Annotated in this window: 22 protein-coding genes; 7 read left to right on the forward strand and 15 right to left on the reverse strand. The window is 67.9% G+C overall.

The features are described 5' to 3' along the window. Nucleotides 1–102: 102 nt before the first annotated feature. Nucleotides 103–1,203 carry an ATP-dependent 6-phosphofructokinase gene (locus tag ROR02_RS10505; RefSeq protein ID WP_147163980.1) on the reverse strand — a complete coding sequence of 367 codons (1,101 nt, stop codon included), beginning with the start codon at nucleotides 1,201–1,203 and terminating at the stop codon, nucleotides 103–105. A 225-nt stretch (nucleotides 1,204–1,428) separates the two neighbouring features. On the opposite strand from ROR02_RS10505, the gene ROR02_RS10510 reads away from it, so the two are divergent. Then, nucleotides 1,429–1,614: a YdcH family protein gene (locus tag ROR02_RS10510; RefSeq protein ID WP_147164005.1), complete on the forward strand. Its 186-nt coding sequence runs from the start codon at nucleotides 1,429–1,431 to the stop codon at nucleotides 1,612–1,614. A gap of 119 nt (nucleotides 1,615–1,733) precedes the next feature. Here ROR02_RS10510 and ROR02_RS10515 read toward each other — a convergent pair whose 3' ends face one another. Continuing rightward, the gene (locus ROR02_RS10515) at nucleotides 1,734–2,657 is read right to left on the reverse strand and encodes a GGDEF domain-containing protein (protein ID WP_147163981.1); all 924 of its coding nucleotides are present in this window, start codon (nucleotides 2,655–2,657) and stop codon (nucleotides 1,734–1,736) included. Between the two features lie 331 nt (nucleotides 2,658–2,988). Between ROR02_RS10515 and ROR02_RS10520 the strand changes: the two genes are divergently transcribed. From ROR02_RS10520 to ROR02_RS10530, 3 genes are read left to right on the forward strand one after another with little or no spacing between them, the layout of a single operon-like run. Further along, nucleotides 2,989–5,016: a ribonucleoside triphosphate reductase gene (locus ROR02_RS10520; RefSeq protein WP_147163982.1), complete on the forward strand. Its 2,028-nt coding sequence runs from the start codon at nucleotides 2,989–2,991 to the stop codon at nucleotides 5,014–5,016. A gap of 50 nt (nucleotides 5,017–5,066) precedes the next feature. After that, nucleotides 5,067–5,282 (forward strand): anaerobic ribonucleoside-triphosphate reductase, encoded by a 216-nt coding sequence (nrdD, locus tag ROR02_RS10525; protein ID WP_246135504.1) that lies wholly within the window; start codon nucleotides 5,067–5,069, stop codon nucleotides 5,280–5,282. Further along, nucleotides 5,275–5,901, forward strand: coding sequence for an anaerobic ribonucleoside-triphosphate reductase activating protein (locus tag ROR02_RS10530; RefSeq protein WP_147163983.1), 627 nt, complete (start codon nucleotides 5,275–5,277; stop codon nucleotides 5,899–5,901). Before nrdD ends, ROR02_RS10530 begins: the two co-directional genes overlap by 8 nt. Nucleotides 5,902–5,965: 64 nt before the next feature. On the opposite strand, the gene ROR02_RS10535 is transcribed toward ROR02_RS10530, so the two are convergent. The 7 genes from ROR02_RS10535 to ROR02_RS10565 form a co-directional block, all read right to left on the reverse strand. Then, on the reverse strand, nucleotides 5,966–6,766 hold the full coding sequence (locus ROR02_RS10535; RefSeq protein WP_147163984.1) for a HesA/MoeB/ThiF family protein: 801 nt from the start codon (nucleotides 6,764–6,766) through the stop codon (nucleotides 5,966–5,968). A gap of 11 nt (nucleotides 6,767–6,777) precedes the next feature. After that, nucleotides 6,778–7,542, reverse strand: a complete 765-nt coding sequence (locus ROR02_RS10540; protein ID WP_147163985.1) for a competence/damage-inducible protein A — start codon at nucleotides 7,540–7,542, stop codon at nucleotides 6,778–6,780. 14 nt (nucleotides 7,543–7,556) lie between these two features. After that, complete coding sequence (gene mutT / locus ROR02_RS10545) at nucleotides 7,557–8,033, reverse strand: 8-oxo-dGTP diphosphatase MutT (protein WP_147163986.1); 477 nt, start codon at nucleotides 8,031–8,033, stop codon at nucleotides 7,557–7,559. 5 nt (nucleotides 8,034–8,038) lie between these two features. Further along, nucleotides 8,039–9,280: a bifunctional glutamate N-acetyltransferase/amino-acid acetyltransferase ArgJ gene (gene argJ, locus ROR02_RS10550; RefSeq protein WP_147163987.1), complete on the reverse strand. Its 1,242-nt coding sequence runs from the start codon at nucleotides 9,278–9,280 to the stop codon at nucleotides 8,039–8,041. A 91-nt stretch (nucleotides 9,281–9,371) separates the two neighbouring features. Beyond that, nucleotides 9,372–10,247 carry a peptidylprolyl isomerase gene (locus tag ROR02_RS10555; RefSeq protein ID WP_147163988.1) on the reverse strand — a complete coding sequence of 292 codons (876 nt, stop codon included), beginning with the start codon at nucleotides 10,245–10,247 and terminating at the stop codon, nucleotides 9,372–9,374. Between the two features lie 156 nt (nucleotides 10,248–10,403). Continuing rightward, the gene (locus tag ROR02_RS10560; RefSeq protein ID WP_147163989.1) at nucleotides 10,404–11,147 is read right to left on the reverse strand and encodes a ChrR family anti-sigma-E factor; all 744 of its coding nucleotides are present in this window, start codon (nucleotides 11,145–11,147) and stop codon (nucleotides 10,404–10,406) included. Then, entirely contained in the window at nucleotides 11,144–11,716 is a 573-nt protein-coding gene (locus tag ROR02_RS10565) for a sigma-70 family RNA polymerase sigma factor (protein ID WP_147163990.1), read from the reverse strand. Before ROR02_RS10565 ends, ROR02_RS10560 begins: the two co-directional genes overlap by 4 nt. Nucleotides 11,717–12,040: 324 nt before the next feature. Here ROR02_RS10565 and ROR02_RS10570 point away from each other — a divergent pair, with 324 nt between their 5' ends. Further along, on the forward strand, nucleotides 12,041–13,396 hold the full coding sequence (locus ROR02_RS10570; RefSeq protein WP_147163991.1) for an NAD(P)/FAD-dependent oxidoreductase: 1,356 nt from the start codon (nucleotides 12,041–12,043) through the stop codon (nucleotides 13,394–13,396). Between the two features lie 103 nt (nucleotides 13,397–13,499). Here the strand turns inward: ROR02_RS10570 and ROR02_RS10575 are convergent, their stop codons facing one another. The 3 genes from ROR02_RS10575 to hflK form a co-directional block, all read right to left on the reverse strand. After that, nucleotides 13,500–15,059 carry a DegQ family serine endoprotease gene (locus tag ROR02_RS10575; protein WP_246135505.1) on the reverse strand — a complete coding sequence of 520 codons (1,560 nt, stop codon included), beginning with the start codon at nucleotides 15,057–15,059 and terminating at the stop codon, nucleotides 13,500–13,502. Between the two features lie 374 nt (nucleotides 15,060–15,433). After that, a complete protein-coding gene (gene hflC / locus ROR02_RS10580) occupies nucleotides 15,434–16,312 on the reverse strand; it encodes a protease modulator HflC (RefSeq protein WP_147163992.1) in 879 nt (292 codons plus the stop codon). Beyond that, nucleotides 16,309–17,493, reverse strand: a complete 1,185-nt coding sequence (gene hflK, locus ROR02_RS10585) for an FtsH protease activity modulator HflK (protein WP_147163993.1) — start codon at nucleotides 17,491–17,493, stop codon at nucleotides 16,309–16,311. The genes hflC and hflK overlap by 4 nt, the downstream gene beginning before the upstream one ends. A 218-nt stretch (nucleotides 17,494–17,711) precedes the next feature. On the opposite strand from hflK, the gene ROR02_RS10590 reads away from it, so the two are divergent. Next, entirely contained in the window at nucleotides 17,712–18,794 is a 1,083-nt protein-coding gene (locus ROR02_RS10590; protein ID WP_147163994.1) for an Mrp/NBP35 family ATP-binding protein, read from the forward strand. 81 nt (nucleotides 18,795–18,875) lie between these two features. Here ROR02_RS10590 and ROR02_RS10595 read toward each other — a convergent pair whose 3' ends face one another. Together ROR02_RS10595 and ROR02_RS10600 are read right to left on the reverse strand one after the other, a co-directional pair. Beyond that, nucleotides 18,876–19,397, reverse strand: a complete 522-nt coding sequence (locus ROR02_RS10595) for a universal stress protein (protein WP_147163995.1) — start codon at nucleotides 19,395–19,397, stop codon at nucleotides 18,876–18,878. A 353-nt stretch (nucleotides 19,398–19,750) separates the two neighbouring features. After that, nucleotides 19,751–20,080 (reverse strand): rhodanese-like domain-containing protein, encoded by a 330-nt coding sequence (locus ROR02_RS10600; RefSeq protein ID WP_147163996.1) that lies wholly within the window; start codon nucleotides 20,078–20,080, stop codon nucleotides 19,751–19,753. Nucleotides 20,081–20,268: 188 nt separating this feature from the next. On the opposite strand from ROR02_RS10600, the gene ROR02_RS10605 reads away from it, so the two are divergent. Further along, the gene (locus ROR02_RS10605; protein ID WP_147163997.1) at nucleotides 20,269–20,514 is read left to right on the forward strand and encodes a sulfurtransferase TusA family protein; all 246 of its coding nucleotides are present in this window, start codon (nucleotides 20,269–20,271) and stop codon (nucleotides 20,512–20,514) included. A gap of 107 nt (nucleotides 20,515–20,621) precedes the next feature. On the opposite strand, the gene ROR02_RS10610 is transcribed toward ROR02_RS10605, so the two are convergent. Then, complete coding sequence (locus ROR02_RS10610) at nucleotides 20,622–21,293, reverse strand: TspO/MBR family protein (RefSeq protein ID WP_170245072.1); 672 nt, start codon at nucleotides 21,291–21,293, stop codon at nucleotides 20,622–20,624. Nucleotides 21,294–21,298 lie beyond the last annotated feature (5 nt).

Raw genomic sequence — 21,298 nt, forward strand, 5'->3', positions numbered from 1 at the left:
TTTGAGGGCCCTGCAAAAACTCAAGGGCAATCGGTTCATCCGATTGCCCTTGAGGAACCGGCGGGCCGGAAGACAGGCTGTCTTCCGGCCGCGCGAAGGGCATCAGGCCGGCGGAACCTCGCCCACGTAGATCCCCAGCCCCCGGGCCGCGTTGAGCAGGGGGCCGTGCGGTTCCAGGCAGCGCGGGCCCACGCAGACTTCTTCCAGCGGCACATCAATCACCCCGCGATTCTGCCAAGCGACCATCCGCCCGAATCGACGTTGGGCGATGAGGTCCACGGCGTGAACCCCGAAGGCCGAGGCCAGCAGGCGGTCGCGCATGGAAGGGACGCCGCCGCGCTGCACATGGCCCAGGATGGTGACGCGGGTTTCGGTGCCGGTGGCTTCGGCGATGCGTTCCGACAGATAGGCGCCAATCCCGCCATAGCGGGTCTGGCCGCCGGAATGCGACACCGTGGCCGCCTCGCCGCCCAGGGTCTTGACGCCCTCGGCCACCACGATCAGGGCGTGGCTGCGGCCCTCGGCCTGGACCTTGCGAATGCGTTGCGCGATGCCTTCCAGCGAATAGGGCAGCTCGGGAACCAAGATCACGTCGGCCCCGCCCGCGATGCCGGCGTTGACCGCGATGTGGCCGGCGTCGCGCCCCATCACTTCCAGGATCATCACCCGGTGGTGGCTGGCGGCCGTGGCCTGCAGGCGATCGAGCGCCTCGGTCACCACGTTGACCGCTGTCGAGAAGCCGACCGCGTATTCGGTGGCCTCGACGTCGTTGTCGATGGTCTTGGGCACGCCGACCATGCCGATCGAGCCCTTGTCGCACAACTGCTTCAAGATGCGCATCGAGCCATCGCCGCCGATGACCACCAGCCCGTCGAGTTCCAGGCGGTGAAAGCCGTCGACGAAGTCCAGCGAGCGGTCCACCACCTTGCCGTCGGGCATGGGAAAGGCAAACGGGTCACCCTTGTTGACGGTGCCCAGCACCGTGCCGCCCGCGCGCAGCAGGTCACGGCCGGAAAAAAGATCCAGGTCCATCTCGGTGTAGCGCAGCGGGCGGTCCATCAGGCCCAGGGTTCCGTCCAGGATGCCCAGGACCTTCCAGCCATAACTGCCCACCGCCCGGTGCGTGACCGCCCGGATCACCGCGTTCAGACCCGCGCAATCCCCGCCGCTGGTCAGTACGCCAATGCGTCGAATGTCGCCCATGGGGCCCCCTTCTTGTTTCGGTTCGTCACGGCCGCGCGGTTAATGGTATAACGACCCTGTTGCCTGCGCCAATGCCGTGGCACGGCGCAGGCCCGCTTCCCTTGAACCAGTATAGACTTATCGTTGCCGCCTTGTTTCCGCCAGTGTCAAGACCATGACCCGGATCCCGACGGCCGACGGTCCAAAAAGCCGAGGAACCCCAGCGTGGACCCTCACGAAATCGAGATGCTTAAGGTACGACTCGGGGAACTTCGAGTCGAACACCGAGATCTGGACGATATCATTGCCAAGGTAACGGAGGGCTCGCCGTTTGACATGCTGCAAATGCAGCGCCTCAAGAAAAGAAAACTGGCCTTGAAGGACCAGATCGTTCGTTTGGAAAATCGACTGATTCCCGACATCATTGCATGACGGAAACCGGCTGATCCGTTTTCCGTGGTTCCTGGAGCGGTGGCGCGCCCAGGGCAGGGCCACGGCCGTTGGCGCGCGCCGGGACGCTCCGCGTCGCGCGCCACGGGCGGGAAGGGGCTTCACGCGCCGGGAGCGGCGCCCCGCCGGTCGATGAGATCCAGGCGCAGGCACAAGGCGCGGGCATCCTCGTCGGGCCGGGCCGTGGCAACACCCAGGGAAACCTCCAGGGCAACCGGGATATCGCCCAGGATCTGGCGCTGGCCGGTCAGGGCGAGGCGCCGGGCCTGGGCCCAGTTCTCGAAGGCCCGGGCTTCGTCGGGGTCCGCCTGGCGGGCGATGAGCACGCTGGCTCCCCCCAGCGTGCCCGCCACGCTCCCTTCCGGCCCGATCGCGTCGGCGGCCAGGCTCAGGGCAAGGCGGGTCAGGGCGTCGTTCGCGCGCGCGAGGCCGGCGGAGCGGCGCAAGCGGTCGTAGTTTTCCAGGTAGAACAAGGCCGCGATCACGGGCGTCCCCAGCAGGCGCCCGGCTTCCAGGGCTTCGTCGAGCGCCTCGACCGTGACGCGCGGGTTCAGCACGGGCAGAAGGCCGTCCTGGCGGCTCAGGGCGCGGGCCTTGGTTTCGGCCTCGCGGGCGCTGGCGACCTGGGCGCGCAGGCGTTCCATGTCTCCCATCAGGCCCTCGATCGCCTCTTGCACCGGCTCGGTGAACAGATGAGGCGGCAGGCCCAGGGCCGAGGCGGTGACGCTGGCCTGGTCCCGCCCCGTGTCGTCCAGGGCATCGGCCGATCCGGCCAGGGCCCGGCCGATGCCGTAGGCCCGGGGGATGGCATTGGGGGGCGCGGCCGGGTCGGGGTCCGGCGGGAGGTCGAAGCCCGGCACGGGGTCGGGCGCGGGGTCGGGCTCGGGGGCGTCGCCCGGGGCCTCGGCCGCCTCGGGGTCGGGGCGCCGGCGAAAGGGATTCTGATAGGGCCCGCGCCGGTTGCGTCCGGGCGTGCGCCAGGACAGGCCGGGAATGCGCTCGGGACCGCCGATGTCGTCCGCCATGTCGGTTCTCCTGATCCGTGGGGGCCTTTCTGGCCAGCCATCAGTCTACACCACGAAAGGGCAGGGTGGGAGAGGGCGCAAGGCCGCCCTGCCTTGTTGTCATCACCCGCCCTCTTGACACCCGGTCCCCCCGTGGCCTACCGTATCTTGGTATCCAATCGAAAGTTATCCACACCATCTAGAGCGTTGGGCCTCGCGTGGCCCCACTCGATCCCTCTGGCTTTTTGTCCGGGATCGCCGGGGCAGACGCGAAGCGGTGCCCTTTCGCCTGCGTTCCAGGGCTGTTGTCCCCAGGGCGCGGACGGTGTGCGGACAGGCCAGGAAGGAAGTCATGGGGAGTCCCGCCATTTCGTTGCCCCGCGCCGTGACCAAGCGCAGTGGGGCCCGGGTGCCGTTTGATGGCGACAAGATCCGTTCGGCCATCAAGCGCGCCGGCCGCGCCACCGGGGCCTTCGATGAAACCGAGGCGGCCCGTCTGGCGGACGAGGCGATCCGGACCCTGGCGGCCAGCGTGCGGGACGCCGACGACGCTCCTCATATCGAACAGATCCAGGACGTGGTCGAGACCACCCTGGTCAACGCCAGCCACTTCAGGACCGCGCGCGCCTACATCGTGTATCGGGAATCGCGCCGGCGCCTGCGCGACGACACCAAGACGGTGGTCAACGTCGAAACCTCGATCAACGAGTATCTCGATCAGATCGACTGGCGGGTGAATGCCAACGCCAACCAGGGCTATTCCCTGGGCGGGCTGATCTTGAACGTGTCGGGCAAGGTGGTGGCCAATTACTGGCTGTCGCATGTGTATCCGCCCGAGGTCGGCCAGGCCCACCGCGACGGCGATGTGCACATTCACGATCTCGACATGCTGGCCGGGTATTGCGCCGGCTGGTCGCTGCGCACCTTGCTGGCCGAGGGCCTGAACGGCGTGCCCGGCAAGGTCGAGGCCGCGCCGGCCCGCCATCTGTCCAGCGCCGTCGGCCAGATCGTCAATTTCCTGGGCACCTTGCAAAACGAATGGGCGGGGGCGCAGGCGTTCAGTTCGTTCGACACCTACCTGGCGCCGTTCGTGCGGGTCGATGCCCTGCCGTATGAACTGGTTCTTCAGTACATCCAGGAGCTTGTTTACAACCTGAATGTGCCGTCGCGCTGGGGCACCCAGACCCCGTTCACCAACCTGACCTTCGACTGGACCTGTCCCGAGGATCTGCGCGACCAGGTGCCGGTGATCGCGGGCGAGGAGATGCCCTTCACCTACGGCGATCTCCAGCCCGAAATGGACATGATCAACCGGGCCTACATCGAGGTCATGACCCGGGGCGACGCCAAGGGACGGGTGTTCACCTTCCCCATTCCCACCTACAACATCACCCCTGATTTCGATTGGGACAGCGAGAACAGCGATCTTCTGTTCGAGATGACCGCGAAATACGGCTTGCCGTATTTCCAGAATTTCATCAACTCGTCGCTGAAGCCCCACATGGTGCGCTCCATGTGCTGCCGGCTGCAACTCGACCTGACCGAGCTGCTGGCGCGCGGCAACGGCCTGTTCGGCAGTGCCGAGCAAACGGGCTCGCTGGGCGTGGTGACGCTGAACTGCGCCCGCCTGGGCTACCGCTTCCGGGGCGACGAGGTGGGGTTGATGGCCGGCCTGGACGAGCTTCTGGAAATCGGCCGCACCAGCCTGGAAATCAAGCGCAAGGTCATTCAAAACCACATGGATGCCGGCCTGTTCCCCTATACCCGGCGCTACCTGGGAACCCTGCGCAACCACTTCTCGACCCTGGGCGTGAACGGGATCAACGAAATGATCCGCAACTTCACCAACGACGCCCACGACATCACCACCCCCTGGGGCCATGCCTTCGCCGTGCGTTTCCTCGATCACGTGCGCGCGCGCATCACCGCGTTCCAGGAAGAAACCGGCCACATGTACAACCTGGAGGCCACCCCGGCCGAGGGCACCACCTACCGCTTCGCGCGCGAGGACCAGCGCCGCTATCCCGATATCCTGCAAGCCGGCACCCCGGACCAGCCCTATTACACCAACTCCAGCCAGTTGCCGGTGGGCTTCACCGACGATGCCTTCGAAGCCCTGGCCCACCAGGAAGACCTGCAAAGCCGCTATACCGGCGGCACGGTGCTGCACCTGTACATGGGCGAGCGGATTTCGTCGGCGGCGGCGTGCAAGAAGCTGGTGCGCCGGGCCCTGGAGCGCTTCCGTTTGCCTTACCTGACCGTGACGCCGACGTTTTCCATTTGTCCCAAGCACGGCTACATCGCGGGCGAGCATGAATTCTGCCCGTTGTGCGATGCCGAGGCCCTGGCGCGCAAACGCCAGCAGCGCGCCGCTTCGTAAGCCACGCGCCGATGCCTTGCCTTTCGTTCCCCAGACTCAAGGACGCCGAGATGACTCACCTGTCCCTGTCCGCCATGCCCCGGGCCGATGCCGAGCCCCTGACCTTGACCCTGACCGACGACGAGCGTCAGCCCTGTGAAATCTGGACCCGGGTCATGGGCTATCACCGCCCGGTGTCGTCGTTCAACCGGGGCAAGAAAGCCGAGTTCCTGGAGCGGCGGTGCTATCAGGAAGCGCACATGAAAGAGCTGCTCGGCGGTGAGTGATTTCCTGCGGGTGGGCGGGCTGGCCCGGCTGTCGACGTGCGACTGGCCGGGGCAGCTCGTGGCCACCGTGTTTTGCCAGGGCTGTCCCTGGCGCTGCGCCTACTGCCACAATCCCCACCTGTGGCCGGCCGGAACCCCGGCCCTGGTGTCGTGGGACGAGGTGCTGGCGTTTCTCGACACCCGGCGCGGTCTTCTGGACGGGGTGGTGTTCTCGGGCGGCGAAGCCTTGTGGCAACCGGGCCTGCCCGAGGCCATGGCCGCCGTGCGCGCCCTGGGCTTTCGCGTGGGGCTGCACACCGGGGGCGCCTTCCCCCGGCGTCTGGCGGCCGTGCTCCCCTTGCTTGATTGGATCGGGTTCGACGTCAAGGCGCCGTTCGCCGCCTACGACGCGCTCACCCGCATGCCCGGCAGCGGCGCGCGGGCCCGCGAAAGCCTGCGCCAGGTTCTGGCGGCCGGCGTGCCGGTTGACGTGCGCACCACCGTGCACCCCGCCTTGCTTGACGAAGCGGGCTTGCGGGCCCTGGACGCCGATCTCGCCGCCCTGGGCGCGCCGCCGATCCGCCACCAGCCGTTTCGTCCCGCCGGTTGCGCCGATCCCGTCCTGGTCGGGCGGGGATGAGGCCGGAGCGACGAGGCTTGTTGAAGGGCTTCGCGTCGCTTCCGGGAGGCTTCTTGCCGATGGTTCAGGCGGCCGCGTGACTGGCGCGGCGGTGGATGTCCAGGTCGGTCAACACGGGCTGCTTGCCACACAGGGCGCAAGACGGATCGGGCTTCAGGCGCACGGTGCGCATTTCGCCTTCCAGGGCATCGACCACCAGCAGCCGCCCCGCCATCGACCGGCCGATTTCCAGTAGTTCCTTGATCACCTCGGTGGCCTGAAGGCTGCCCATCACCCCCACGACCGAGCCCAGCACGCCGGCGTCGGCGTTGGTCGGGGATTGTCCGGGCGGGGCCGGGATCAAGCAGCGGTAGCAAGGTCCGCCCAGATGCGGGCGATAGGTGGAAAGCTGACCCTCGAAGCCCAGCACGGCGGCGCTGACCAGGGTTTTGCGCGCCAGGAAACAGGCGTCGTTGACCAGGAAACGGGTGGCGAAGTTGTCCGAGCAATCGGCGACGATATCGACGGAGCCGATCAGGGCAAGGGCGTTGTCGGCGGTCAGGCGTTCGCGGTGCAGTTCCAGATGGATGTCGGGGTTGAGCGCCCGCACCGCCAGCGCGGCGCTATCGACCTTCCACTGGTCCAGGCGGTCGGTGGAATGCAGGATCTGGCGCTGAAGGTTGGAAAGGTCGATGCGATCGCCATCCACCACCACCAAGGTGCCGACGCCGGCGGCGGCAAGGTAATAAATCATCGGAGAGCCCAGCCCTCCCGCGCCCACGACCAGGACGCGGGCCTGACTGAGGCGCTGCTGTCCGAGATCGCCGACCTCGGGCAGCCGGATATGACGGGAATAGCGGAGAATCTGGTCGTCGGAAAACGTCATCGGAACGGCTTTCATCCTTGTGCCGGCAGGTCGGTGACCTCCAGATCGGCGTCAAACGGCCGCATCAGTTCGACAAGGGAAACAAGAAGGGCACGCAGCCGGGTGGCATCGGTGCCCCGGGCGATGAGGCTGGTTCCAATCCGATCGCCCTGGGCGAAGGGATAGCTGCCAATATCGATGTCGGGAACGGTGCCTTGCAAGGCCCCCAGCGGTTCGGCGATGTCGCCTTCGCGCACATGCCCGCGCACGCTGACCGACAGCATCGGCGGGCCTCCGGCCAGGGTGTGGGCCAGGCCCTCGAACATGGCCTGCATGATGCGCGGCACCCCGGGCAGAACGTGCACGTTGTCCAGGCGAAAGCCCGGCGCCACGCTGACCGGGTTATCGATCAGGCTGGCCCCCACCGGAATGTCGGCCATGCGCAGGCGGGCCGAATTCATGTCCACCAGGTGTTCGTAATGGGCGCGCAGGCGGGCTTCGGCCTCGGCGTTGCGTTCAACCGGGGTGCCAAAGGCGGCCGCCACGGCGGCGGTGGTGATGTCGTCGTGGGTCGGGCCGATGCCCCCGGTGGTGAACACGTAGGTGTATTGGGCACGCAGGGCGTTGACCGCCTCGATAATGCGTTCGCTCACGTCGGGGACAACGCGGATTTCGCGCACCGGGATTCCCAGCCCGGCCAGGCGTTCGGCCAGCCACGGCGCGTTGGCGTCGCGTGTTCGCCCGGAGAGGATTTCGTTGCCAATGATCAAAACAGCCGCGGTCGGGCGATACTCCATGGGGACGAACTCCGTTACAGCCAGTCCAGCAACAGCGGGATCAAGGGCCGGTCGGCGGGTGGCATCGGCATGTCGCGCAGGCGGTTCGGCGCGACCCAGGTCAGGGCCTGCCCCTCGCGGCCCTGGGGACGGCCCCGCCAGCGGCGGCAGACGTAGAGGGGCATCAGAAGATGAAAGGTCGGGTAGGAATACGACGTAAAAGCCAGGGGAGCAAGACAACTGTGGCGGGTGTCAATCCCCAGCTCCTCGTCCAGCTCCCGCACCAGCGCGGCCTCGGGGGTTTCCCCGGGGGCCACCTTGCCCCCCGGGAACTCCCACAACCCGGCCTGGTCGCGTCCCTCGGGGCGCTGGGCCACCAGCACGCGCCCGTCGGGATCGACCAGGGCGGCGGCAACCACCAGCACCAGGGGCAGGCCCACGGGCGGCGGCGTGGCGCCGGCGGCGTAGCATCCATCCACGTCGTCGTCGGGGAGATCACTCGGGGGGCACATGGGCGTCAGGTCCGATAGTCGGCGTTGATGTCAATGTAACGATGGGTCAGGTCGCAGGTCCACACCCGGGCCTCGCCCTGGTCCAGGCCCAGGTCCACCTCGATCAGGATGTCGCGGCCTTGCATGTGGGCGGCCACCGGGGCCTCGTCGTAGTCGGGCACGGCCTCGCCGTTGGCGGCGATCAGGTGCCCGCCCACGCGCACTTGCAACAAGTCGCGGTCGGCTTCCTCGCCCGACTTGCCCACGGCCATGACAATGCGGCCCCAATTGGCATCGGCCCCGGCCACGGCGGTCTTGACCAGGGGCGAATTGGCGATGGCAAAGGCAATGCGCCGGGCGGCCTGGTTGGTCCGCGCGCCGCTCACCCGCACGGTGACAAAGCGGGTGGCGCCTTCGCCGTCCTTGACCACCTGCTGGGCCAGGTCGGTGAGCACCGCGAACAGGGCCTCGCGGAAACCGGCCAGGCGGGGGTCGCCGGCGTCGCTGACCGGGGCGTGGGGGGCCTGGCCGGTGGCGAACAGCATCAAGGTGTCGGAGGTCGAGGTATCGCTATCAACCGTGATGGCGTTGAACGAGTCCTCGACGCCTTCGCGCAGCAGGGCATCCAGCACCGGGGCCGGCAAGGCGGCGTCGGTGACCACGTAGGCCAGCATGGTGGCCATGTCGGGGGCGATCATGCCCGAGCCCTTGGCAATGCCGCACACGGTGACGGGAACCCCGTCGAGGGGGACCGTGCGGGTGGCGCCCTTGGGGAAGGTATCGGTGGTCATGATGGCGCGGGCGGCCTCTTCCCACCCCGCGCCCGGGCCCGCGTCGGCGGCGGCCTGGGGGAACAGGGCGGTCAGCCGGCTGTCGTCCAGGGCCACGCCAATGGTCCCGGTGGACGCCAGGAACACCTGGGAGGCGGGGCAGTCGAAGACCTGGGCTCCGGCGGCGACGGTGCGCGCGACGGTTTCCACGCCGCGCCGGCCGGTGAAGGCATTGGCGTTGCCGGCGTTGACGACCAGGAGACGGGCTTGTCCCTCGCCCTCGGCCAGGGCCTGGCGGCACCAGTCCACGGGGGCCGAGCGGGTCAGCGAGCGGGTGAACACGCCGGCGGCGGTGGTGCCGGGCTGGAAGCGGGCCACCAGCAGGTCGGAGCGGCCCTTGTAGCGCAGGCCGGTATTGAACACGTGAAAGGCAACGCCGGCCACGGGCGGCAGGTCGGGGAACCGGGCGGGCGCGAGCGGAGAAACAAGGTCGGCCATGACGGGTCTTTCGCGAGGGGGGCGGACCGGCGCGGCCCGCCGGCAAGGCGCGCCTCGCCGGCGGACCGTCCCGGTCGCGGGCCGCGTTGGATTACTTCTTCTTGTTGGCGTCGTCTTCCTTGGCGGCTTCCAGGGGCTTGCCGTCCATGCCGAACAGCTCGACCTTGGCCTTGGCCTTCAGGTCCTTGACCCGGCTTTCGACCGCGTCGCCGGCCAGGTCGGCGCGGATCTGGGCGCGCATGTCGTCGAGCGACGGGAAGGAGGTGTCGCGGGTTTCCTCCACCTTGATCACGTGCCAGCCGAAATCCGTCTTGACCGGGGTCTTGCTGTACTGGCCGGGCTCCAGGGCGAAGGCGGCGTCGGCGAATTCCTTGACCATGCGGTCCCGGGTGAAGAAGCCCAGGTCGCCGCCGCTGGCGCCGGTGGCGCTGTCGGTCGAGTCCTTGGCCAGCTCGGCGAAGTCGGCCTTCTTGTCCAGCTTGGCGATGATTTCGCGCGCCTTTTCCTCGGAATCAACCAGGATGTGGCGGGCGTGGACTTCCTTCTCGGGCTTGAACTTGCCCTTCATCTCGTCGTAGCGCTTCTGGATGGCGGCGTCGGTCACCTGGTCGTTGACCACGCCTTCCAGGTAGGCCCCCCCGATCAGACGATCCAGCAACTCGGCCAGGCGCTTTTGGACCTCGGGGTCCTTGTCCAGGCCGCTCGCGCGGCCGGCGGCGGTGACCAGCTCGGAATCAACGGCCGAGTCCAGCAGCTGTTCGTAGACCACCTGCAACGGCAGGGCCGCCAGCTGCGGCTGGCCGGCTTTCATGGCGTCGAAGCGGTCCTGGATGGTGGACAGGTGGATTTCCTTGCCATTGACCTTGGCCACCACCGGATCCGGATCCGCCGCCAGGGCGGGGCCCGCGATCAGCGGCAAAACGAGGGCTCCGGCCAAGGCAAGACGGGACACGCGCAAAGACCTCATGGGAGTTGGTTCCTTGTCATGATTGATCAGGTCCCCCGGTTCGGTCGGGACCAGCCGCCGCGAGAGGGAATGAGGCGCGGGGAGGGCGCCAAGATCACCACATCCGACCGGCCGACTCAAGGGGAGCCGGTAGGGGGAAAGCCGGGGGAACCAATCCTAAAGGCGGGCCAGGCTCGCGTACAGGCGCACCAGGGGCGAGGAAAAATGCAAGGGTCCGGTGGTGGCCAGCAGGCACACGCACGGCTCGTCGCCCACTTCCGGGCGATGGCTCACGCGTTCGTCGGCCTGGGCCACGTCGCCCAGCCGGTAGCGCCCCTGCTCGTCGTCGAAGCCGCCGGCCAGCACAATGGCGTATTCCAGGCCCCGGTGGGAGTGGCGGGGAAAGGCGGTGCGCGGCCGGATCGACAGCAGGCGCGCGCACGAGCCGTCGCTGGTGGGTTTCACCAGCACGACCTGGCGAATGCCGGGCCCCAGGGGTTGCCAGGGCAAATGCCCCGAGGCCAGGGGGCTCAGGAACTGGCGCACCGGCGCCGGGTATTCGGCCGCCTCGCCCGTCACCCGGGGGGCGGGAGACGCGACAGGCGCCGGGGGGGCGGGAGACGCGACAGGCGCCGGGAGGGCGGGAGGCGCGACAGGTGCCGGGAGGGCATCGAGGCGGGCCAGGGCACGGTCCAGGGCATCGTCGGCGAGGGGATCGGGGGGCAGGCTTTCCAGCGCCTCGCCGCCCCAGGCTTCCAGGGTGTCCACCCGGTCCCGACAGTTGAAGCAGAAGGTCAGATGGCTGGCCACCACCAGGGACGGCCCCACCCGCAACGAGCCGAAGGCATAGTCCGTCAGGGCAAGAACATCGGGGTGATGCGTCATGACCGGGGCGACGGGCCGGGAGGGAAGGGCGTTCATGACGGCTCCTTGGAAACGTGATCGCGCATCTTCGCGAGCGCGAGGCGCAGCCGGGATTTGACGGTGCCCAGCGGCAGGTTCAGCCGCTCGGCGATGCTGGTGTGGCTCAGGTCCTCGTAAAAGGCGAGTTGAAGGACCGTTGCCTGTTCGGCCGGCAAGGTGGCAAGGCCCTTTTGCAGGTGCTCTTCGCGTTCGTGGGCTTCGACGGTGCTGTCGGCGCCCGACGGCGGCGGCGGAACCAGCAGGGGATCCTCGGGGTCCAGGGCCGGACGTCCTTCCTTACGCATCTGATCGATGCGCAGATTGCGCGCGATGGTAAAAATCCACGTCGACGCGCCGGCCCGGGCCGGGTCGAACTGGGCGGCCTTGCGCCACACCGCGAGCAAGGTTTCCTGGGCCAGTTCCTCGGCCTGGGCCTCGGGGGCGCCGTGGCGGCGCAAATACGCCTTCACGCGCGGGGCGAAATGGCGAAACAGGGCCGCGAAGGCCTCGCGGTCGCCGTGCAGGGCAATGGCTTGGATGCAGGCGTCATGATCAGCCAGCGCCGGGGCCGGAGGCAGGGCGGTCATGACGCCGCCCACACCACGTTGGCCCGCGGGCAAGACAGGGGCAAGGGGAACACGAAAGGCACTCCACGAGAGCGAGACCCGAAAAGGGGGGGCGGCTTTTCGGATCAGTCGGGCGTCGGAACAAGGACAAAGGGCACCGTGCCCGGACCTGACAGGGCGCGCGGTGCCCTGGTGCCACGAAAGGCAGCCGGAGCACAAGGCCGGGAACGCAACCGTGCACGCCACCCGCGACCAGGCCGGATCCGCCATGCTACAGTGCTCCATGATACACGTGTCGAACCCTGCGGGGCGAGTCCCCGTGCATCAGAGGAGCTTGCGCCCGTCATGACATCCTCGCCTTCCGCCGATCGTGCCTCCGGCCGCCTGTCCGTCGCCGTCATCGGGTCGGGGATCGCCGGCCTTTCCGCCGCTTGGCTGCTGTCCCAACGCCACGATGTCACGCTTCTGGAAAAGGAACCGCGCATCGGCGGTCATGCCCACACGGTTGATGTCCGTCCCGACGGGGCAGCGCCGGTCGCGGTCGATACCGGCGTCATGCTGCACAACGATCGGTATTACCCCAATTTCGTGGCCCTGCTCGATCACCTGGGGGTGGCTACCCGGCCCGTGCCGGCGTCGTTTGCCGTGTCGATCGACGGCGGGCACCTGGAATACGCGAGCCGGGGGCTTTCGGGCCTGCTGGCCCAGCCCGGCAACCTGCTGCGGCCGCGCTTTTGGAGCGTGCTGACCGGTGCCTTGCGCTTTTACCAGCAAGCGCCGGCCCTGATGGCCGATCCCGCGATGGCCGGGCGCTCGCTGGGGCAGTGGCTGGCGCAAAGCGGATACGCGCGCCCCTTCATCGAGGATTACCTGGTGCCCCTGGCCGCCGCCTTGTGGTCGTCGCCGGCCCAGGCGGTCGAGGAACGCCCGGCCCTGGCCCTGCTGCGCGCCTTGCAAACCCATGGCCTGTTCGAATGGCGCCGTCGGGTGGCGTGGCGCACCGTGGTCGGCGGCGCGCGGGTCTACCTGGATGCCCTGGCCACGCCGGTGGTGGGCAACATGAAACTGCGCGTGCCGGTGCGCCGGCTGATCCGCTGCGCGTCGGGCGTGCTGGTCGAGGATCACAGCGGGGCCCAGCATCTGTTCGACAAGGTGGTCGTCGCCACCCATCCCGATCAGGCGCTCGCGTTGCTTGACGAGCCGACCCCCGACGAACAGCGCGTGCTGGGGGCCTTCGCCGCGCGCACGACCGAGGTCTGGTTGCACCAGGACCTGAGCCAGATGCCGCGCCGGCCCTCGGCGTGGGCGGCGTGGAACACCCTGGTCGAGCGCCGCCTGTCGCGCGAGGGGCTGGCGACCGTCACCTACTGGATGAACGAGCTGCAAGGCATCGATCGCTCGCATCCGTTGTTCGTGACCTTGAACCCGGCCTTGCGTCCGGAAGCCGAAACGGTGCTGGGCCGCGCGACCTACCGCCATCCGGTGTTCTCGGCCGAGGCCCTGGCGGCGCAGGGCGATCTTTGGAAGCTGCAAGACCAAGGCGGCATCTGGTACGCGGGCGCCTGGTTCGGGGCCGGTTTCCACGAGGATGCCTTGCAGGCCGGCTTGCTGGTGGCCGAAAGCCTGGGCGGCGGCCGGCGGCCGTGGCACATCCCCAACGAAAACGCCCGCCTGGCCGTGGCCGGGGTGCCGGCGGCATAGGAACCGTCGCGCGACAAAAAGAAAGGGACAAGGATCGAAGCCGATCCTTGTCCCCAGGTCCAAGGACTCCGCGCCGGGGTGGCGCGGAGTGTGACGAGGGGCGTTACTCGGCCCCGCCCAGGCGCACGGGGATGAACGTGCGGTTGCCCCGCACCTCGACCAGCATCAAAACCGTCTTGCGCCCTTCCTTGCGCGCGGCGGTGATGGCCCGGGTCAGGTCCTCGGGGGTTTCAACGTCGGTCTGGTTCACCCGCACGATGAGAACACCCGGTTCCAGGCCCTTTTTCGCGGCGTCGCTGTCGTCGGTCACGGCCGTGATCACCAGGCCGGTTTCGTCCTGGTCGTAGCCAAACTCGCTGCGGGCGCGGTCGTCCAGGCGGGCCACCGACAGGCCCAGGCCCTCGATCGCCACGCCACCCGAGTCATCGGGAGCGGTCTGGGCGTCGCTCCCCAGCAGGCCATCGGCCTCGGCCTTTTCCAGTTCGGCGACTTCCATCTTGACGTTTTGTTCCTTGCCGTCGCGCCACACCGTGACCGCGACCTTCTTGCCGATATCGGTTTCGGCCACCAGGCGCGGCAGCGAGCGCATGTCGGGCACGTCGTGGCCGTCGAAGGTCAAGATGACATCGCCCAGCTTGAGGCCCGCCTTTTCCGAGGGGCCGCCGGCGGTGATGGCCGCGACCAGGGCGCCGCGCGCCTTGTCGAGCTTCAGGCCCTCGGCGATTTCGTCGGTCACCGACTGGATGCGCACGCCAATCCAGCCGCGCCGCGTGCGGCCATACTGCTTGAGGTCGGAAACCACCTGCTTGGCCAGGGTGGACGGCACGGCGAAGCCAATGCCCACCGATCCTCCCGAGGGGCTGAAGATGGCGGTGTTGATGCCGATCACCTCGCCCTTGACGTTGAACAGCGGGCCGCCCGAGTTGCCCTTGTTGATGGCCGCGTCGGTCTGGATGAAGTTGTCATAGGGGCCGGCGTTGATGTCGCGGGTCTTGGCGCTGATGATGCCCGCCGTCACCGTGCCGCCCAGGCCAAAGGGATTGCCGATCGCCATCACCCAGTCGCCGACCCGGGCCGTGTCCGCGTCGCCCCAGGCCACCGCCGGCAGGGGGCTCTTGGCGTCCACCTTGAGCAGCGCCACGTCGGTTTTCTCGTCCGCGCCCACCACCTCGGCCTTCAAGGCGGTGTTGTCTTGCAAGATCACCGTGATTTCCTCGGCGTCCTTGATCACGTGATTGTTGGTCACGATCAGGCCGCTGGAATCGATGATGAAGCCCGAGCCCAGCGAGGTCGCCCGGCGTTGCTGCAAGCGGGGCTTGCCGTTGGGCACGCCGGGGGCGCCATGCCGGTCGAAAAAGTCCTTGAAGAACTCCTCGAACGGCGAACCCGGGGGAAACTGGGGCATTTCGGGGCCGCGATTGCCCGACAGGATTTGCGTGGTCGAAATGTTGACCACCGACGGCAGCAAGGTCTCGGCGAGATCGGCGAAACTATCCGGAATCTCCCGGGCCTGGGCAGGCTGTGGTCCTTGGACCATCGGCAGGCCGACAACGCCGAGGGCCAGAACCACGCCTGCGATCAGGCGGCGCGGGGAGCGCTGGGGCCGATCCGCCAGGGACCCAGGGGTCCGGCCGTGGGCGTGATCGAACAAGGACAAGGTCACGGGTGCGGTCTCCTTTTGTGTCCCCCGTTGGCGATGTCAGCCGGCGCCTCCCCGGGGGAGGGAAGGGGCGTCGCGAAAGCGACAATGATCGGCGAAGGTGGCGAAAATAGGCACTAAAGAAGGATGGGTAAGGCGCAAGTCGGCCGATCTTTGGTCTTGTGTATGGTGGCCGGGTCTTGAAAAGAGGGACTCAAGCAGGCGATGGCCTGGGGTGGGGCGCTTGAGCGCTTCAAGAAAGACACTATAGCGAAAAAAAACGGGGAGAAGACGAACCCGGAGCGCGTCGGGTTCTGGTTCGCTTCCGACGCGCTCCGGGGTGACAGGGTCAGGCTTGAAGGATCCGAAAGACGGTGGGCGGATCCTTCAGGCCAGGGTCAGCGGGACGAGGCCGCCTCCTTGTGGTCGAAGTAGCGGAAGAAATCCCCATCGGGAGACAGAACCAAGGTGGTGGTTCCGTCGGCGAGGGCCTTCCGGTAGGCCTGCAACGAGCGGTAGAAGTCGAAGAACGACGGATCGGCATCGAAGGCGCTCGCGTAGATGCGGATCGACTGGGCGTCGCCATCGCCGCGCAGTTCCTGGGCGCGCTTCTGGGCCTCGGCCAGCAAGACGGTGCGTTCGCGGTCGGCGCGGGCGCGGATCTGCTGGGCCAGTTCCTGACCCTGGGCGCGGAATTCGCGGGCCTCGCGTTCACGCTCCGAGCGGATCCGCGCGAAAATGGCCTGGCTGGTTTCCTCGGGCAGGTCGGCGCGACGGATGCGCATGTCGGTGACCGAAATCCCCAGCTCGCGGGCCTCGCGGTCCACGGCCACTTTCATTTCCTGCATCAGGCGCGCGCGCGCGGGCGAGAGCAGCTCGGCCAGGGTGGAGTTACCCAGCACCCGGCGCAGGGCCGAAATCACGATGTCGGACAGGCGCGAGGCGGCCTGCGTCTCGTTGGTGACCGCCTGGTAGAAGCGCAAGGGGTCGGCGATGCGGTAGCGCAGGTAGGTATCGACCACCAGGCGCTTCTGGTCGGCCAGGATGACCTGCTCGGCCGGCGGGTTCAGTTCCAAGACGCGCCGGTCGTAAAAGATCACGTTCTGGATCAGCGGCAGCTTCACCTGAAGGCCGGGTTCCTGGATCGTGCGCACGTACTGACCGAACTGGAACACCACCGCCTGCTGGGTCTGGGCGACCAGGAACAAGCTGTTGGCGGCCACGATGCCGGCGCCCACCAGCAAGACGATCAGGGCGACGAGAACGGGCTTTTTCATCGGCTGCCTCCTGGGCCGGGGGACGCGGGGGCGGCGGACGCGGGAGCCCCCAGCGGGCCCTGCCGGCTCGTGGACGCCTGGGCGCGGTTCTGGACCTCGGGCAAGGGCAGGTACGGAACGACACCGGCCGCGTTCTTGTCGAGCAGGATCTTCGTCGAGTTCGTCAAAACGTCTTCCATGGTTTCCAGGTACAAGCGCCGCGCGGTCACGTCCGGGCTCGCCTTGTAGGCCTGGTAGACAGAGGTGAAGCGGGCGGCGTCACCCTGGGCGCGGTTGACGATTTCTTCCTTGTAGGCCTCGGCTTCCTGCACCAGGCGCTCGGCCTGGCCCCGGGCCTCGGGGATGATGGCGTTGCGGTAGGCCTCGGCTTCGTTGCTCAGGCGCTCGCGGTCGGCGCGGGAGCGCTGCACGTCGTTGAAGGCGTCGACCACCTGCGAGGGCGGATCGACCTTGAGCAACTGCACGCGCCGGATCTGAATGCCCGCCTTGTAGTCGTCGAGCAGGGATTGCAAGGCTTCCTTGGTCTTGTCCTCGATCGCCTGCCGGCCCTCGGTCAGGGCCACCTGAATGCGGGTCTGGCCGATGACCTCGCGCATGGCGCTTTCCGCCGCCCAGGTCACGGCGCCGGCCGGGTCGCGCAGATTGAACAAGTAGGCGCCGGCGTCCTTGATCACCCACACCACCGAGAAGTCAATGTCGATGATGTTTTCGTCGCCGGTCAGCATCAGGCTTTCTTCGAGCACGTCGCGCACGGCGGCGCGGCCACGGCCGTCGGAAAGCCCGCGAAAGCCCAGCTCCACGCGGTTTTCGCGCGTGACCTTGGGCAGCAGGACTTCTTCAATGGGATAGGGCAGGTGATAATGCAGGCCCGGCGGGGTGGTGTGCGTGAACCGCCCCAGGCGCAAGACCACGCCTTGCTCGTCGGTGCCAACCCGGTAGAATCCGGTCACCAGCCACACGGCGATGCCCAGCATGATGATGAGCGCGAGAGACTTGCCGCCCCCCATGCCGCCGCCAGGAAACAGGCGTGACAAGCGCTCCTGGCCCCGGCGCAGCACGTCCTCCAGGTCGGGGGGAGGATTGCCGGGGCCGCTGCCATTCCCGCGGCCACCGCCGCTTCCCCAAGGACCGCCGCCACCGCCGCTGCCCCAGGGTCCTCCCCCCTGCTGGTTCCAAGCCATTGATATGCGTTCCTTTCGCGTTTATTGCGTCATGCCCGGGGTCGCCCGCGCCGTGAGGGCATGGCGCAAGCCAGCCCCGCGTCGTAGCCTAACCCTTCGTCCTGGCCTTATAGGACAGCCTGAGGCCGGGGCCAAGCAGGGCGGCCGGATGCCAGGGTCGTCTCCTCGCACAGGGCGGGCGTCCTCCATATCGTTTCTTCGGCAGGGGCTTTCAACAAATGACTGATGTAACGCGCGCCGACCTTCTCGCGGCCCTGGCTCAAGTCAGGCCCGATGGTCCTTCCGGCCCTGATGTGGTGAGCCTGGGGTGGGTCGAAGGGCTGGCCCAGCGCCCCGGAGCCCATGGCGTCGAGGTCAGCGTCGCCCTTGCCGTGCCGGCCGAGCGCGCCCGCGCCCTGGAACCCGTGTGCGCCACCGCCGAAGCCGCCTTGCGAGCGGTACCCGGAGTCGGACGCGCGAGCGTTGTCCTGACCGCCGAGCGCCCGGCCCCCGCGCCCACCCGGGCCGCGCCCGCGCGCCTGTCGCTCCCCGGCCTCAAGCGGGTGATCGCCGTGGCCTCGGGCAAGGGGGGGGTGGGCAAGTCCACGACCACCGTCAACCTGGCCATCGCCCTGGCCCGGCGGGGCCTGCGGGTGGCGGTGCTCGATGCCGACGTGTACGGGCCTTCGCTCCCCCGGCTGCTGGGGGTCGCGGGCACGCGCCCGGCCAACGCGGGCGGGCGGCTGCTTCCGGTTCCGGCGCATGGTCTCTCGGTGATGTCGATCGGTTTCCTGGTGCCCGAGGAGGACCCGGTCATCTGGCGCGGCCCCATGGTCGCGGGTGCCCTGGAACAGTTGCTGCGCGATGTCGATTGGGGCGAGCAGGACGTGATGCTGCTCGACATGCCTCCCGGCACCGGCGATGCCCAGCTGACCGTGTGCCAGAAAGTCGCCCTGGATGGCGCCATCATCGTGTCGACGCCCCAGGACATTGCCTTGCTCGATGCGCGCAAGGGGCTGGCCATGTTCCGCAAGGTTGATGTGCCCATTTTGGGCATCGTCGAGAACATGAGCTATTTCCTGTGCCCGCACTGCGGGGAACGCACCGATATCTTCAGCCATGGCGGCGCCCGGCGCACCGCCGAGGAACTGGGCGCCCCGTTCCTGGGGGCCCTGCCCTTGGATGTTCAGGTGCGCGAGGCCGCCGACGCCGGCCAGCCGCTGGCGCTTGCTCACCCCGACAGCCCGCAGGCCCAGGCCTACGACAGCCTGGCCGCGCAGGTGTGGACGCTTCTGGAAAAAAATCCCGCGCCCGAACGGTAACAAGACCCAAAAAAAAGGCGGGATCGCGCACGGGCCCCGGCCCGCGACGCGCCCGCCTCCCGGGGCCAAGGGCGCGGGGGGTCAGGTCAGCACGTCGATTTCGCTGTCGGTCAGACAGCCAGGCACCAAGGTGACGGGCACGCGGATGCGCCCGGCCTGGCGTCCGGTCAGGGCCCGGACCAGGGGGCCCGGGTCCTCGTCGTCGGCGGCGGTGGCCAGGACCAGGATCGAAATCGAGGGGTCCTCGTCGATCAGGGCCAGCACCTCGGCCAGCATTTCGCCCTCGCGCACGTGCAAGACCGGAGCTTCGCCATCAATCGACTGGATGATGGAAGCGCTGCGTTGCAACATCTGCTCGGCCTTGGACCGGGCTTCCTCGCGCATCAGGGAATCGACGAACATCCAGGGGCCGACATCGGGCGGTTGCGCCACGCTGACCAGGGCCACCCGTCCGCCGGTGCCCTGGGCCCGCCGGGCCGCGAAGCGCAGGGCCGCGCGCAGTTCCGTCGTTTCGTCAACCACCACCAAAAATGTTCGGTTATCCCCGGCGGTCTGTCGGTCCGGGCACGGATCGACCTTGGGCACTTCGGGAAGAACGAGCATGGATGGCCTCCCCTAGGGTGGGCCGGACAGGCCGGCCGCCAAGCCTGAAAGGCTCTTCGCGCAAGGGACTGCCCTTCGCGACTCTGAAACAAAACAAACAACGGCCAAAACCACACCAATTGATTCCGACCACAGGTTGATCGGATCGGATGGCTCCGGCACTGTCTCCCACGAAGGGGACCTTGAAATGACACGGCGCCGACACGCCCCTGTCACGCAACCACAGCATGGCGAGGTTTGCCGGAGCTGGCAACCCTCTGTCTTGGGTGCGGTGCGTCAATTCGGCAGGGTGGAGGTGTCGCGCGAGGCGTTCGTTGTCGCGGACAAAAAACTCATCCTGGGTTGAGGTTTTCCTACCGGCCGCTGAGCGCCCCCCCGGCGTGGGCCCAGGCGACCAGCCCCCCGCTCAGCCGGTGCACGGGCAAGGCGTAGCCGGCGCGCTCCAGCAGGTGCGCCGCCACCCCACACCGCGCCCCCGTATGGCAATGCAACACAACGGGGCGGTCGGGATCGGTGGGGATCCGCGTGGGATCAAAGGCGCTGAGGGGAACCAGCCGGGCCCCCGGGATGTGAACGGCGGCGTATTCGTCGGGCTCGCGCACATCAATGATGTGGACACGGTCTTGCGCCACCCATTCCTTCAGAGCCGATGCGTCGATCATGCGAACCGAAAAACCAGACATGGGCGGGATCCTGGGACAAGGGGACGAAACGCGCCCGCCGGATGCCCCGGGACGGCGCGCATGGCGTCCGGCATCCAGGGGACCGCTGGGAGAGCGGACCTGGGAAGTGGGGGGAAGCGGCGGGGTTGTCAATCTCCCCCGAACGCGCCAAGACCATGGATAGTGGAGAAACAAAAAAGGGCGCGCGGATGACGGTTGAAAACACCCCGGTGGAACGGCTCGACGTGCGGGGCCTGTCTTGCCCCTTGCCCGTGCTCCGCGCGCGCAAGCGCCTGCAGGCCCTGCCCGTGGGCACGCTCCTGGACGTGTGGGCCACGGATCCCGCGTCGGTCCAGGATTTCGCGCGGTTCTGCGAGCAAACAGGGGATCGGCTGCTGTCCAGCCAGACGCTGGACGACGGCACCTTCTTGCATCGCCTTCAAAAGGCCGGATAAGCGAGCCGGAACGTAAAAGGGCCGCCGGCACCGGCTTCCGCCTTGAAGCGGGAGCCGGGCCAGCGGCCCGACGTCGGAATGACCGGGCCAAAGGCCCGGTATTGGAATTAGTTGACCGCGAGCATGCCGAGATTGAGCAGGGCGGCAAAACCAACCCAGATGGCAACCGGGGTCATCAGCCAGCCGGCCTTCTCCTCAATCAGGAAGAAGGACCGCGCCACCATGGCGGTCACGGCCAGGAACAGCAGATCCCAGATGAAGGCCAGGCCCATCCACCCGAAGGCGAAGAACAGGACCGACCACATCAGGTTGAAGAAAAGGGAAATGCCCCACAAGGTCAGGGCGTCGCGCGAGCCGGTCCAGCCCTTCACCTTCCACACGCGCCACGCGGCCACGCCCATCAGCGTGAACATGATCGCCCACAGCGGACCGAAGGCGGCGTTGGGCGGGGTGAAGAAGGGGTGCTCCAGGCCGTTGTACCAGCCCTCGACATTGGCCCGGGTGACGATCCCCCCCAGAATCATCACCACGACCACCACGCCGCCCAGCACGACGCCCACCTTGTTGGCGTCGGCCGGCTCGCCCACGAAGGTCTTGACGCGCGCCGAGACCGACTCGGCCGCGGTTTTGATTTTTTCCACCTTGCCCAGGCGGTCGATGCCCTGGTTGACCCAGGGCGTGACGCGGGCCAGGCCCTTGTCGAGCAGCGGATTGAGACGGGCGCCCACCGTCCCGGCAATGGTCTTGAAGCGGGCGAGGCCCGTTTCCAGTTCAGTCATGGCGT

Origin of the sequence: Pararhodospirillum oryzae (assembly GCF_007992075.1) — a bacterium.
Classification (GTDB): Bacteria; Pseudomonadota; Alphaproteobacteria; order Rhodospirillales; family Rhodospirillaceae; genus Pararhodospirillum; species Pararhodospirillum oryzae.

Excerpts from the sequence above, each read along its gene's own strand:
- ROR02_RS10505 (WP_147163980.1), bottom strand. The coding sequence starts at position 1,203 with ATGGGCGACATTCGACGCATTGGCGTACTGACCAGCGGCGGGGATTGC.
- ROR02_RS10510 (WP_147164005.1), top strand. The coding sequence starts at position 1,429 with ATGCTTAAGGTACGACTCGGGGAACTTCGAGTCGAACACCGAGATCTG.
- ROR02_RS10515 (WP_147163981.1), bottom strand. The coding sequence starts at position 2,657 with ATGGCGGACGACATCGGCGGTCCCGAGCGCATTCCCGGCCTGTCCTGG.
- ROR02_RS10520 (WP_147163982.1), top strand. The coding sequence starts at position 2,989 with ATGGGGAGTCCCGCCATTTCGTTGCCCCGCGCCGTGACCAAGCGCAGT.
- nrdD (WP_246135504.1), top strand. The coding sequence starts at position 5,067 with ATGACTCACCTGTCCCTGTCCGCCATGCCCCGGGCCGATGCCGAGCCC.
- ROR02_RS10535 (WP_147163984.1), bottom strand. The coding sequence starts at position 6,766 with ATGACGTTTTCCGACGACCAGATTCTCCGCTATTCCCGTCATATCCGG.
- ROR02_RS10540 (WP_147163985.1), bottom strand. The coding sequence starts at position 7,542 with ATGGAGTATCGCCCGACCGCGGCTGTTTTGATCATTGGCAACGAAATC.
- mutT (WP_147163986.1), bottom strand. The coding sequence starts at position 8,033 with ATGTGCCCCCCGAGTGATCTCCCCGACGACGACGTGGATGGATGCTAC.
- argJ (WP_147163987.1), bottom strand. The coding sequence starts at position 9,280 with ATGGCCGACCTTGTTTCTCCGCTCGCGCCCGCCCGGTTCCCCGACCTG.
- ROR02_RS10555 (WP_147163988.1), bottom strand. The coding sequence starts at position 10,247 with ATGAGGTCTTTGCGCGTGTCCCGTCTTGCCTTGGCCGGAGCCCTCGTT.
- ROR02_RS10560 (WP_147163989.1), bottom strand. The coding sequence starts at position 11,147 with ATGAACGCCCTTCCCTCCCGGCCCGTCGCCCCGGTCATGACGCATCAC.
- ROR02_RS10565 (WP_147163990.1), bottom strand. The coding sequence starts at position 11,716 with ATGACCGCCCTGCCTCCGGCCCCGGCGCTGGCTGATCATGACGCCTGC.
- ROR02_RS10570 (WP_147163991.1), top strand. The coding sequence starts at position 12,041 with ATGACATCCTCGCCTTCCGCCGATCGTGCCTCCGGCCGCCTGTCCGTC.
- hflC (WP_147163992.1), bottom strand. The coding sequence starts at position 16,312 with ATGAAAAAGCCCGTTCTCGTCGCCCTGATCGTCTTGCTGGTGGGCGCC.
- hflK (WP_147163993.1), bottom strand. The coding sequence starts at position 17,493 with ATGGCTTGGAACCAGCAGGGGGGAGGACCCTGGGGCAGCGGCGGTGGC.
- ROR02_RS10590 (WP_147163994.1), top strand. The coding sequence starts at position 17,712 with ATGACTGATGTAACGCGCGCCGACCTTCTCGCGGCCCTGGCTCAAGTC.
- ROR02_RS10595 (WP_147163995.1), bottom strand. The coding sequence starts at position 19,397 with ATGCTCGTTCTTCCCGAAGTGCCCAAGGTCGATCCGTGCCCGGACCGA.
- ROR02_RS10600 (WP_147163996.1), bottom strand. The coding sequence starts at position 20,080 with ATGTCTGGTTTTTCGGTTCGCATGATCGACGCATCGGCTCTGAAGGAA.
- ROR02_RS10605 (WP_147163997.1), top strand. The coding sequence starts at position 20,269 with ATGACGGTTGAAAACACCCCGGTGGAACGGCTCGACGTGCGGGGCCTG.
- ROR02_RS10610 (WP_170245072.1), bottom strand. The coding sequence starts at position 21,293 with ATGACTGAACTGGAAACGGGCCTCGCCCGCTTCAAGACCATTGCCGGG.